The sequence below is a fragment of the Brevibacterium sanguinis genome (assembly GCF_039528855.1).
In the GTDB taxonomy this organism is placed as follows: domain Bacteria; phylum Actinomycetota; class Actinomycetes; order Actinomycetales; family Brevibacteriaceae; genus Brevibacterium; species Brevibacterium sanguinis.
The window spans coordinates 98,145-109,423 of record NZ_BAAAMB010000007.1 but is presented as its reverse complement, the minus strand read 5'-3'; the positions used below and the strand labels follow the sequence as shown (position 1 = coordinate 109,423).

Sequence of the window (11,279 nt, the reverse complement as noted above, 5' to 3'; positions counted from 1 at the left end):
ATCCGGAGTTTCGGAAAAACTTTTCCATTTCTATCTCAGATACTGACTTGCCTGTGTGTTTTCTCCGCATATGCGGATAGATTGACCCAATGAAGAAGAGACTGATTGCCATGTGCACTGCCGCACTGCTCACCCTCAGCGCCTGCTCGACCGGGGCCTCCGGATCCGACTCGCAGACCGACTCCGCAGAGCCGACGACGCTCACCGTCTTCGCCGCCGCCTCGCTCACCGAGGTCTTCGACGAGATCGCCGCCGAGTACAAGAAGACGGAACCCGACGTCGATGTGACGTTCTCCTTCGCCGGTTCCTCCGATCTCGTCTCGCAGATCACCGAGGGCGCGCCCGCCGATGTCATCGCCACCGCGGATGAGAAGACGATGAACGACCTCGAGGGCGCCGACCTCCTCGCCGGGACCCCGGAGATCTTCGCGTCGAACACGCTCACGCTCGCCGTGGCACCCGGCAACCCGAAGAACATCGCGAGCTCGCAGGACTTCGCCGGCAACGACCTCGTCGTCTGCGCACCCCAGGTCCCCTGCGGTGCGGCCACGCAGAAGTGGGCGGACCAGAACGGCGTGACGCTCGATCCCGCCAGTGAGGAGAACTCGGTCACCGACGTCCTCGGCAAGGTGAGCGCGGGTCAGGCCGACGCCGGCATCGTCTACGTCACCGATGTCGCCCGCGCCGACGGCTCGGTCGACCAGGTCGACCTCGATGGTGCGGACAAGGTCGTCAACCAGTACCCCGCGGCCACGGTGAAGGCGAGTGAGAACCAGGAGCAGGCCGACGCCTTCGTCAGGTTCCTCACGTCGGACACGGCTGTCGCGATGCTCAAGGACGCCGGCTTCTCGACCCCGTAGGGCGGTGGCGTCCCGGGCCTCGCGCACCGCTCGCCTCCCGCCGCGCCGGCTCCCGGCACGCCACCTCCAGCACACCGCTCCCCCAGCACACCGAAGGGCCCCGCTTCGCACAATGACGAAGCGAGGCCCTTCGGTCTGTTGCGGCTAGCGCGTGTGCCGCGGCTGGCGCAGCAGGCGGTCACTCGCGCGATCACTCGACCGCTGAATCGCCGTTGCCCGGCTCCAGCGCCCGGCGCTCAGCGCCGCGCGGGCCCGGCGCCGGGTGTCATCACTTGGCGCTCGTGCCCGCCGAGCCGAGGTTCTCGCACGCTTCGACGACGCGCGCGGCCATGCCCGCCTCGGCGGCCTTGCCGTACGACCGGGGATCGTATTCCTTCTTGTTGCCGACCTCGCCGTCGATCTTGAGCACGCCGTCGTAGTGGCGGAACATGTGATCGGCGACGGGACGGGTGAACGCGTACTGGGTGTCGGTGTCGACGTTCATCTTCACGACTCCGTGGCGGACCGCCTCGGCGATCTCCTCTGCACTCGATCCCGAGCCGCCGTGGAAGACGAGGTCGAAGGGCTTGTCCTTGCCGACCTCCTTGCCGACGGCGGCCTGGATCTCGCCGAGGAGCTCGGGACGGAGCTTGACGTTGCCGGGCTTGTAGACGCCGTGGACGTTGCCGAAGGTGAGCGCCGTGAGGTAGCGGCCCTTCTCCCCCGAGCCGAGCGCGCGCACCGTGGCCAGACCGTCCTCGACGGTGGTGTAGAGCTGCTCGTTGATCTCGTTCTCGACGCCGTCCTCTTCGCCGCCGACGACGCCGACCTCGATCTCGAGGATGACATTGGCGGCCGCCGCCAGGCCGAGCAGCTCCTCGGCGAGGGTGAGGTTCTCATCGAGCGGCACGGCCGATCCGTCCCACATGTGCGACTGGAAGTAGGGCTGGCCACCCGACTTGACGCGTTCGGTCGAGGCTTCGAGGAGGGGCTTGACCCAGGCTTCGACGGCGTCCTTGGGGGCGTGGTCGGTGTGGAGGGCGATGTTGACGTCGTAGCTCTTGGCGACTTCGTTGGCGAACGCGGAGAACGCTATCGCCCCGCGCACGCGGTCCTTGATCGTCGGGCCGGAGATGTACTCCGCACCGCCGGTCGAGAGCTGGATGATGCCGTCGGATCCCGCCTCGGCGAATCCGCGGATCGCCGCGTTGATCGTCTGCGAGGACGTGCAGTTGATCGCCGGATAGGCGAATCCCTGGGCCTTCGCCCGGTCGATCATCTCGGCGTACACATCGGGGCTGGCAATGGGCATGTGGGCTCCTTGGTCGGTCCGGTGGCGGTCGTGTGCCTCCACCCTACTCGGTTCTCCCCAGGCGACTGAAGCACATCCGCCGACCTGCTCGCCGTAGGTCGTGCCCGCCCCCGACCGCCCGATCGCGTCGAGTGGCTCGCCGCCGTGTGGCGCCGGGCGGCTCGCCCCGCATTCGCGCCGGGCGACCGGCCCCCGCAGTGTGCCGAGCACGTTTGCGCCAGTTGAAGCTGAGATGGCCAGTTCCCGTATTGGCCATCTCAGGCTCAACTGGCGCAAACCGGAGTGGAGGCCGGCATCGTGGTCGAGCTCCGCGGGTTACCGGCGCCCGCGGGCCGACGCGGGACGCCTCCTGGCGGTCGGGCGCCCGTCGTCGGCAGACCGTCGTCTCCGCGGAAGCTTCCGCTGCAGCTCACCCTGGTTTCCAGGGCTCACGTCATGACATGAGCCGCCGAAACCAGGGTGAGCCCCACCAGGACCCTCGCCGAGGCGGTCGCCGGGTCGTCCGACTCCTGCCGGTTTCGGATCGTTCGCGCAGACGAGAACGGCGGCCATGTGAGGAATCCACATGGCCGCCGCTGCGGTCCGGTGACCGGGCCGAGGCATCTCGGCAGAACACCGTGTCCGGTGGAGGGCCGAGCCGTTTCGCGCCGGAAGCCCAGCCACTCAACCGGACGCCGAACCCGATGACAGGCCCCGACCACTCAGTCGAGTGCCGGGCCCCGCCGCTCGGGGGTCGGTTCCCGAAACCGGGTTCTACTCGAGGCCGTCGCGTCCGGACTGGTCGCGTTCGGAGCCGTCCCGACCAGGACTGTCCTTGCGCAGGCTGAACTTCCGCCCGGTGTCCTTGCCGGACCCGCCGTCACGTGCCCCACCAGAGCGTGCCCCGCCGTCACGTGCCCCACCAGAGCGCGCCCCACCGGAGCGCGGGTCGTCCTTGCGGACGACCTTCTCGTCCTTGCGCACGACCTTCTCGCGCTGACGCTCGATGAGCCCCTTGCTGCGGGTGATCTGGTAGTCGATGCGCTCATCGACGATGTCGCCGAGGTACTCGTCGAAGTCATCGGCGAGGTGCTCGCCGACGGCCCGGTAGGCCGCCGCGCGCTCGATCGCCGCGGTGCGCTTCGCTTCCTTCCCGAACGCCTTGAGCGTCGAGATGCACACGAGGATGAGGATGATGCTGAACGGCAGCGCTGTGATCAGCGACCCCGCTTGCAGCGCGGTGAGTCCACCGGCGGTGAGCAGCGCGATCGCGAGCGCACCCTCGAGCAGCGCCCAGAGCACACGCGACCAGATCGGCGGGTTCGGGTGACCGCCGGAGGCGAGCATGTCGACGACGAGCGAACCGGAGTCCGAGGACGTGATGAAGAAGATCGCCACGAGGATGATCGCGATGACCGAGAGGATCGAGCCCAGCGGCAGATCGCCGAGGACGTCGAAGAGCACACGCTCGGCGACAACGCCCTCCTCCGGGTCGACGAGGTCACCGGCACCGAAGAGCTGGCGGAAGATGCCGGTGCCGCCCATGACGGAGAACCAGAAGAACCCGACGAGCGAGGGCACGAGGAGGACGCCGGCGATGAACTCGCGCACGGTGCGACCACGCGAGATGCGGGCGATGAAGACACCGACGAACGGCGCCCACGAGATCCACCAGCCCCAGTAGAAGAGGGTCCACGACGCGTTCCACTCGGCACCCTCCTCACCGGTGTAGGCGCCGATGTCGAAGGTCATGCCGAGCACGTTGGCGAGGTAGACGCCGAGGGATTCGACGAAGTTCTGGAAGAGGAAGAGCGTGGGTCCGAACACGAGCACGGTGACGAGCAGGACGCCCGCCATCGTCAGGTTGATGTTCGACAGCCACTTGATGCCCGCGCCCACACCGGAGACCACCGAGGTGGTGGCGAGCAGCGTGATGATGACGATGAGGATGATGAGGAAGAGGTTGTCGTACTCACCGACGACGCCGATGTGCGCGAGTCCCGCCGAGATCTGCTGCACGCCGAGGCCGAGCGAGGTCGCGATGCCGAAGACGGTGCCGAAGATCGCGATGACGTCGATCGTGTCACCGGCCCAGCCCTTGACGTAGCGGCCGAGCAGCGGTTCGAGCGCCCAGCGGATCGACAGCGGGCGACCGCGGCGGTGGATCGCGTAGGCGAGCGCCATGCCGAGCACGGCGTAGAGCGCCCACGGGTGCAGACCCCAGTGGACGAAGGTCTGAGCCATGCCCAGCTGGGCGTTCTCGACCTCGTTGCCGCCCCATCCGGGCTTCGGTCCGGTCGTGGCGTAGGTGAGCGGTTCGGCGACACCGTAGAAGACGAGGCCGATGCCCATGCCGGCGGCGAAGAGCATGGCGAACCAGGAGAGGACGCCGAATTCGGGTTCGTCCTCATCCTTGCCGAGCTTGATCCGGCCGTACTTCGAGACGCCGACGAAGATCGCGAAGGCGACGAAGGCGCCGACGACGAGCATGTAGTACCAGCCGAGGTCGGCGACGATCCAGGCCTGGATGTCGAGGATGACCTGCCCCGCGCTGTCGGGGAAGAGCACCGAGAGCCCGGCGACGGCGACGATGACGATGAGGGCGGGCCAGAAGACGCGCGGGGCGATCATGCCCCGGCCGATCTTCACGCCCTGGCGGCGCAGCTTCTCCGTGATCGCGTCGTCGGAGTCGTCCTCGCCGATGTGGAGTCGATCGGGCAGGTGGAGCCGCACCGGATCGGGGGCTCCGAAGAGGTAGTGAGCCTGCTCTTCGGGCGGGATCGCGGTGCCCTGGGAGTCCGCGCCGGGCGCCGCCTCCGCGTCGTGACGGGCGGTTTCGGCACCGTCTCCGCCTGGCGGATCCCCCGCCGCTGTGGCTTTGTCCGCTTGAGAATCAGTCATGATTTCCTTCGCATCGAGTGCACTTAACCGACTTTCTACCTTGCCGGAATCCTGAGGGAACATCAACCGAACTCTCACCCAATGAACAATCTCGGACCTGGGAATTCAGTACAGTGACGTCATGCACTCACCTCCGCGAACCCCTGTCAGCTCGCGCATCGGCGTCTTCAGCTGGGCGCTGTGGGACTGGGGTTCGGCGTCGTTCAATGCCGTCATCATCACATTCGTCTTCACCCCGTACCTGACGAAGGCGGTGGCGAGCAGCGAGGAGTCCGGCTCCGCGGCGCTCGGCTGGTCGATGGCCGCCGCCGGACTCGTCATCGCCCTCGTCGCCCCGGCCGTCGGCACCCGCGCCGATGCCGGCGGGCGGCACAAGCTCTGGCTCGGCGTCCACACGGGAATCGTCATCGTGACGATGGCCGGTCTCTTCTTCGTCCGCGACTCCCCCGCCTATCTGTGGCTGGGTCTGCTCCTCATCGCCGTGGGCAGCGTCTTCTTCGAATTCGCCGAGGTGGCCTACAACGGCATCATGGTCCGCATCACGACCCCCGACAACGTCGGCAAGGTCTCCGGCTTCGGCTGGGGCATGGGCTATGCGGGAGGGCTCGTGCTCCTCGTCCTCCTCCTCGTCCTCGTCATCCAGCCCGAGGTCGGCCTCTTCGGCGCCACCGACGAGGACGGCCTGCGCTTCCGCATCGTCGCAGTGCTCTCGGCCGTGTGGTTCGCGGTCTTCGCGATCCCGGTCCTCGTCACCGCCCCGGGCGCGAAGGTCACGGGCACCTCGGGCGGCCATCCGATCAGGGCGTTCATCGCCGACTACGCATCCCTCGTCCGCCGCCTCGTGCGGATGTGGAAGCACGAGCATCAGACGCTGCGCTTCTTCATCGCCTCGGCGATCTTCCGCGACGGGCTCGCCGCGATCTTCGCGTTCGCCGGGGTGCTCGCGGCCGGCAGCTACGGCTTCTCGGCCACGCAGATCATCATCCTCGGCGTCGCGGCGAACATTGCGGCCGGCGCCGGAGCGATGATCGCCGGGCTCTTCGACGACCGCTTCGGCCCCAAACCCGTGATCATCACCGGGCTCATCGTCATCATCGCCGGCGGAGTGCCGATCCTTCTCACCGACGACCCGGCCGTGTTCTGGGTGTGCGCGCTCGTCCTCAGCTTCTGCGTCGGCCCCGTCCAGGCCTCGTCGCGGTCGTTCCTCGCCCGCCTCACCCCGCCCGAGCGCGCCGGCGAGAACTTCGGCCTCTACGCGACGACCGGCCGGGCCGTGAGCTTCCTCGGCCCGGCGATGTTCGCGCTCTTCATCTCCCTGCTCGGATATCAGCGTGCGGGCACGCTCGGCATCATCATCGTCCTCATCATCGGCCTCGCCCTCATCATCGCGGTGAAGTCGGACGCGCCGCAGCGGTCGATGGCGGCGATGGCGAAGGAGTGAGTCCCGCCGAGGCGGCTGCCCGTTCCGCACCCGACCGCACCGAGGCGGCTGCCCGTTCCGTACCCGTCCCCGCCGAGGCGGGAGGTCGTCAGCGTTCGGCGAGGAGGTCGTCGATCTGCCCGATCGCCGCCGTGGCACCCTCGACGACACCCATCTCGAGGACCGTCTTCAGGCCTTCGGCGGTGTCGAAGACCGAGGTGTAGACGGCCTTCGTGCCGTCGCCGTCGGCGGTGAACGTGTAGGTGTTCGCGCTGCCGGGCAGGGACTGCGCGATGTCGAAGTTCTCATCGGCGAAGTAGTCGCGGAAGGAGAAGCTCACGGGCGCGTCGACGGCGGTGACCTCCCAGAGGCCGTAGTACTTCTCCCCCTCGGGTCCGGTCATGTAGTAGGTGACCCGACCGCCGGGGACGAGGTCGTGGTCGACGACGGTGGCCGGATGCGTCGGCGGTCCCCACACCTTCTCGAGCTGCCGGGGATCGGCGTAGACTTCCCAGACCCTCTCTGGCGGGGCGGCGAACTGCGCGACCATCGTCAGGGTCTTCGTGTCCTCGTTGTGGCTGGTCTCCGTCACCGGCATGACTGCTCCTTCGTCATTGAATCCGTTTATCCCTCCGCGCCCGGGCGGGGCAGAGGCGTCGTGTCCGCGTCGTCGGCGGCGAGCAGGGCATCGATGCGCTCGACGCGGTCCCGCCATTGGAGTTCGAGATCGCCGAGGAGGTCGCGCACGGTGCGGATCGCGCCGACATCGGCCCGGGTGACCTGGCGACGTCCGCTGCGCTCCTTCGTCACGAGACCCGCCCGCTCGAGCACGGCGACGTGCTTCTGCACGGCGGCGAAGCTCATGTCGTAGTCCTCGGCGAGTTCGGACACGGACAGTCCGTCGACGAGGACACGGCGGACGATGTCGCGCCGCGTCCGATCCGCCAACGCCTGGAACATCGCGTCGACATCGTCGTCGAGTCGGGCTGTCATGCCCACATCCTACAACCGAACGGTTGTACGTCAAGGGGTGTGCGCGCACCGCATCGCTCGATCACCCCGCAAACGATGCCCCCGAGGTGGATCCGGCTCGATTTCAGCGGAATCATCGAGCCGGATCCACCTCGCGGAGGGCGGCGCGGCTGCCCGGCGACCAGGCGCAGCCCGTCGACAGCGGCCCGCCGACGCCCCTCTCCGGAGGCGGACCCGACCGCCGGGCTCACCGCGCTGCAGAAAAATTCACCGTCACCCTGTTGACGGCTCGATTGAACACGCGTTTAATATTAAACATGCGTTCAACCACTCCGCGGGACGAGCCCTCCCGCTCCCCCAACTCCTCACCCGAGACGGCTGAGAGGATCCTCGATGCCGCGGTCGGCGAATTCGCCGCCCACGGCTTCGCGAAGGCGACGGTGCGCGGCATCGCCGCCGCCGCCGGCGTCTCCCCGGGTCTCGTCATCCACCATTTCGGGTCGAAGGAGGGACTGCGCACCGCGTGCGACGACCACGTCTTCGATCTCATCACCGAGAAGAAGGTCGAGAACGCCGGGTATGCGGTCATGGCCGTGCAGATGATGTTCGACGATCCGGCGATGTCGACAGCCGTCGACTACCTGCTCAAGTCGCTGCTCGATCCGAGTGAGCACGGGCAGCGGTACTTCGACCACTACGTCGACCTCGTCGAGTCCTACATCGTCGAGGGCTTCGCCGGCTACGAGTTCCGGCAGAGCGAGGACACCCGCGGGCAGGCCGCGATGCTCGCCGTCATGGCCCTGGCCCCGGCGATGCTCAGCCGTCGCCTCGAAGCGAATCTCGGTACCGCCGACGTCGCCTCGACGATGACGCGGCTCGCCCCGCACCTGCTCGACCTCTACTGGAACGGGGTGCTCGCCTCGGCGCCGGAGCAGGATCCCGTCCCGCCGGGCACCGCCGCAACGCACGACCCGACAGCGGGAGTCCCACCGGGAACCCCGCCTGGCACCGAACAGCCTGGCACCGAACAGCCTGGCACCGCCCCACCGACCGGCGATGACCCACCCGAGAACTCGACCCACACCACCTCATCACGCACCCACTCACAGGGAGATGACGCATCATGACCGCTGACACGAGCACTGTTGACACGAGCACTGCACACGACACCACGACCCCGACCGCCTCGGCGGCCATCGAGATGACCGACGTCGTCAAGACCTACGGTCGCGTCCGCGCCCTCGACGGGCTCACCCTCTCCGTCGCCCGCGGGGAGGTCCACGGCTTCCTCGGACCCAACGGCGCGGGCAAGTCGACGACGATCCGGATCCTCCTGGGGATCCTGCGCTCGGATGCGGGACGGATCAGCCTCCTCGGCGAGAATCCCTGGTCGCATGCGGTGTCCCTGCACCGGCGGCTCGCCTACGTTCCCGGCGACGTCGAACTGTGGCCGGGACTGACCGGCGGCGAGGCGATCGACCTGTTCTCCCGGCTGCGCGGCGGGGTCGACACGGCCAAGCGCGACGAGCTCATCGAGCGCTTCGACCTCGACCCGCGGAAGAAGGGACGGACGTACTCGAAGGGCAACCGGCAGAAGGTCGCGCTCATCTCCGCACTCGCCTCGAACGTCGAGCTGCTCCTCCTCGACGAGCCGACGGCCGGTCTCGATCCGCTCATGGAGGCCGTCTTCCAGGAGTGCATCCGGGAGGCGAAGGAGCAGGGGCGCACGGTGCTCCTCTCGAGCCACATCCTCGCGCAGGTCGAAGCGCTCGCCGATCGGGTCTCGATCATCCGTGCCGGCCGGATCGTCGAGACCGGGGCGCTCGCCGACCTGCGCCACCTCTCACGGACGACGGTGACCGTCCAGGTCGAGAAGGACATCTCTGAGCTCACGACGATGACCGGGGTCCACGACCTCGTCCGCGAAGGACCGCAGCTGCACTTCAGCGCCGACACCGCGCAGCTGCCGGGAATCATGCGGGCACTGGGCGACCACGACATCCGGTCGCTGACGGCCACGCCGCCCACCCTCGAACAGCTCCTGCTGCGCCACTACGGATCGGAGGACCGGTGATGAACACGCACACGGCGACGACGGCCCGGACTCGCGACGGCGACACCCACCTGCTCACGTCGGCGCCTCCCGGAACCCACGGCAGGCATGCGGCAACGGAAGGACACCGGGACCACCCGGCCCACCGGGCCGAGCGGGGCACGAACCTCACCGGGCTCGGCACCCTGCTGCGTTTCATGCTCCGCCGTGACCGCTGGCGCCTGCCGCTGTGGGTGCTCGGCCTCTCGGCGATGGCCGCGTACTTCTCGAACGCGATCGCCCTCGTCCTCGACGGCAGCTCGCTCGAGGCGATGACGGTGTTCGCGAAGAACCCCGTCATGGGTCTCATCACGGGACCCGGCTACGGCTTCGACGACATCACCGTGCCGCGCTTCATCGTCGGGATGTACGGCGTCTTCCTCATGCTCGGGGCCGCGCTCATGTCGATCCTCACGATCTCCCGCCACACCCGCAGCGAGGAGCAGACCGGCCGGGCCGAACTCGTCCGCGCCGACGTCACCGGACGCCACACGCAGCTCATCGCCGCGCTCGTCCTCACGCTGGGGATGAACGTCCTCGTCGCCCTCGGCACGACACTCGCGTTCTTCTCCTCCGAGGCCGCACCCCGCCCGTTCTCCTCCGCCCTGCTCTTCGGGGCGAGCATCGGCGCGGTCGGCTGGGTGTTCGCCGGAGTCGCCGCAGTGACCGCGCAGCTCTCCGCATTCGCACGCGCCTGCTCGGGCATCGCCGGGGCGATCCTCGCGGTGTTCTTCATCGTCCGCGGACTCGGCGACATGTCCGCCGTCCAGGGCGGGGACCTCGACTGGCTGTCGTGGCTGTCCCCGCTGGGCTGGGCACAGCAGACGGCGCCGTTCACGCTCGACCGCTGGTGGCCGCTCCTCCTGTGCGTCGGTCTGCTCATCGTCCTCGTCCCGGTCGCCCTCGCCCTCCAGTCGCAGCGCGACCTCGCCGCGGGCATCCTGCCCGACCGGCTCGGTCGCCCGACCGCCTCGGCGGCCCTGTCCTCCCCGTTCGCCCTCGCCCTGCGCCTCCAGCGCTCGAGCCTGCTCTGGTGGTCGCTCGGCGTCCTCATCATGGGCGTCGTCTTCGGCTCGTTCACCTCGGCGATGGCCGACGGCGCCGACGGCATGCCGCCGGAGATCCTCGCGATCATGGGCGGAGCCGACGGCATCGTCGACGGCTACCTCGGGTTCATGGGCCTCTACTTCGCGATCATCGTCGCCGTCTTCGCGCTCATCTCCGCCGGCGGCCTGCGGGCCGAGGAGCAGGGATTCCGCACCGAGCCCGTGCTCGCCACCGGGGTCAGCCGGCCGGGCTGGATGCTCGCGTGGGCGAGCGTGTCGTTCCTCGGCGCGCTGCTGCTCATGGCGCTCGGCGGCTTCGGCGAGGGCTTCGGGGCCGCGGCCTCGACCGGCGACTGGGACCTGCTCGGTCCCACCTTCGTCGGCCACCTCGCGCAGACCCCGGCGATCTGGGCGCTGCTCGGCATCGCCTTCCTCGCCTACGGCATCGTCCCGCGCGCCATGGGCATCGGATGGATCGTCTTCGCCCTCTCCGCGGTCCTCGCATTCTTCGGCACGATGCTCCAGCTCGACGAGGCGATCCTCGACCTGTCCGTGTTCGTCCACATCGGGCAGTACCCGTCGGTCGACCTCGAACCGGCGGCGATCGCGTGGCTGACCGCGGGAGGCGTCGTCCTCACCCTCATCGGCGCGCTGGGCTTCCGCCGTCGCAACCTCATCACCGCGTGATTCCCCTCGCCGAGGCGGGGCGTCGTCACAG

At 68.5% G+C, this 11,279-nt stretch carries 9 protein-coding genes; 5 read left to right on the top strand and 4 right to left on the bottom strand.

What is annotated here, in order from left to right:
- Window positions 1–89 precede the first annotated feature (89 nt).
- Window positions 90–860, top strand: coding sequence for a molybdate ABC transporter substrate-binding protein (gene modA / locus ABD154_RS08720; protein ID WP_344251093.1), 771 nt, complete (start codon window positions 90–92; stop codon window positions 858–860).
- A gap of 268 nt (window positions 861–1,128) precedes the next feature.
- On the opposite strand, the gene fbaA is transcribed toward modA, so the two are convergent.
- Window positions 1,129–2,151: a class II fructose-bisphosphate aldolase gene (gene fbaA / locus ABD154_RS08715; protein WP_198499831.1), complete on the bottom strand. Its 1,023-nt coding sequence runs from the start codon at window positions 2,149–2,151 to the stop codon at window positions 1,129–1,131.
- A gap of 753 nt (window positions 2,152–2,904) precedes the next feature.
- A complete protein-coding gene (locus ABD154_RS08710; protein ID WP_232623737.1) occupies window positions 2,905–5,031 on the bottom strand; it encodes a BCCT family transporter in 2,127 nt (708 codons plus the stop codon).
- A gap of 121 nt (window positions 5,032–5,152) precedes the next feature.
- Between ABD154_RS08710 and ABD154_RS08705 the strand changes: the two genes are divergently transcribed.
- Window positions 5,153–6,472, top strand: a complete 1,320-nt coding sequence (locus ABD154_RS08705; protein WP_198499832.1) for an MFS transporter — start codon at window positions 5,153–5,155, stop codon at window positions 6,470–6,472.
- Between the two features lie 88 nt (window positions 6,473–6,560).
- Here ABD154_RS08705 and ABD154_RS08700 read toward each other — a convergent pair whose 3' ends face one another.
- Window positions 6,561–7,049: an SRPBCC family protein gene (locus ABD154_RS08700; protein WP_198499833.1), complete on the bottom strand. Its 489-nt coding sequence runs from the start codon at window positions 7,047–7,049 to the stop codon at window positions 6,561–6,563.
- A gap of 26 nt (window positions 7,050–7,075) precedes the next feature.
- Window positions 7,076–7,444 (bottom strand): ArsR/SmtB family transcription factor, encoded by a 369-nt coding sequence (locus ABD154_RS08695; protein ID WP_198499834.1) that lies wholly within the window; start codon window positions 7,442–7,444, stop codon window positions 7,076–7,078.
- A 296-nt stretch (window positions 7,445–7,740) separates the two neighbouring features.
- Here ABD154_RS08695 and ABD154_RS08690 point away from each other — a divergent pair, with 296 nt between their 5' ends.
- From ABD154_RS08690 to ABD154_RS08680, 3 genes are all read left to right on the top strand, one after another.
- Window positions 7,741–8,550 (top strand): TetR/AcrR family transcriptional regulator, encoded by an 810-nt coding sequence (locus ABD154_RS08690; protein WP_344251092.1) that lies wholly within the window; start codon window positions 7,741–7,743, stop codon window positions 8,548–8,550.
- Window positions 8,551–8,624: 74 nt separating this feature from the next.
- Complete coding sequence (locus ABD154_RS08685) at window positions 8,625–9,497, top strand: ABC transporter ATP-binding protein (RefSeq protein WP_425546724.1); 873 nt, start codon at window positions 8,625–8,627, stop codon at window positions 9,495–9,497.
- A complete protein-coding gene (locus tag ABD154_RS08680) occupies window positions 9,497–11,248 on the top strand; it encodes an ABC transporter permease (RefSeq protein WP_344251090.1) in 1,752 nt (583 codons plus the stop codon). Before ABD154_RS08685 ends, ABD154_RS08680 begins: the two co-directional genes overlap by 1 nt.
- The last annotated feature ends 31 nt before the right edge of the window (window positions 11,249–11,279 follow it).

What these genes read in the sequence shown, in the direction of transcription:
- modA (WP_344251093.1), top strand. Translation starts at nt 90, where the DNA reads ATGAAGAAGAGACTGATTGCCATGTGCACTGCCGCACTGCTCACCCTC.
- ABD154_RS08685 (WP_425546724.1), top strand. Translation starts at nt 8,625, where the DNA reads ATGACCGACGTCGTCAAGACCTACGGTCGCGTCCGCGCCCTCGACGGG.
- ABD154_RS08700 (WP_198499833.1), bottom strand. Translation starts at nt 7,049, where the DNA reads ATGCCGGTGACGGAGACCAGCCACAACGAGGACACGAAGACCCTGACG.
- ABD154_RS08695 (WP_198499834.1), bottom strand. Translation starts at nt 7,444, where the DNA reads ATGACAGCCCGACTCGACGACGATGTCGACGCGATGTTCCAGGCGTTG.
- ABD154_RS08705 (WP_198499832.1), top strand. Translation starts at nt 5,153, where the DNA reads ATGCACTCACCTCCGCGAACCCCTGTCAGCTCGCGCATCGGCGTCTTC.
- ABD154_RS08690 (WP_344251092.1), top strand. Translation starts at nt 7,741, where the DNA reads ATGCGTTCAACCACTCCGCGGGACGAGCCCTCCCGCTCCCCCAACTCC.
- fbaA (WP_198499831.1), bottom strand. Translation starts at nt 2,151, where the DNA reads ATGCCCATTGCCAGCCCCGATGTGTACGCCGAGATGATCGACCGGGCG.
- ABD154_RS08680 (WP_344251090.1), top strand. Translation starts at nt 9,497, where the DNA reads ATGAACACGCACACGGCGACGACGGCCCGGACTCGCGACGGCGACACC.
- ABD154_RS08710 (WP_232623737.1), bottom strand. Translation starts at nt 5,031, where the DNA reads ATGACTGATTCTCAAGCGGACAAAGCCACAGCGGCGGGGGATCCGCCA.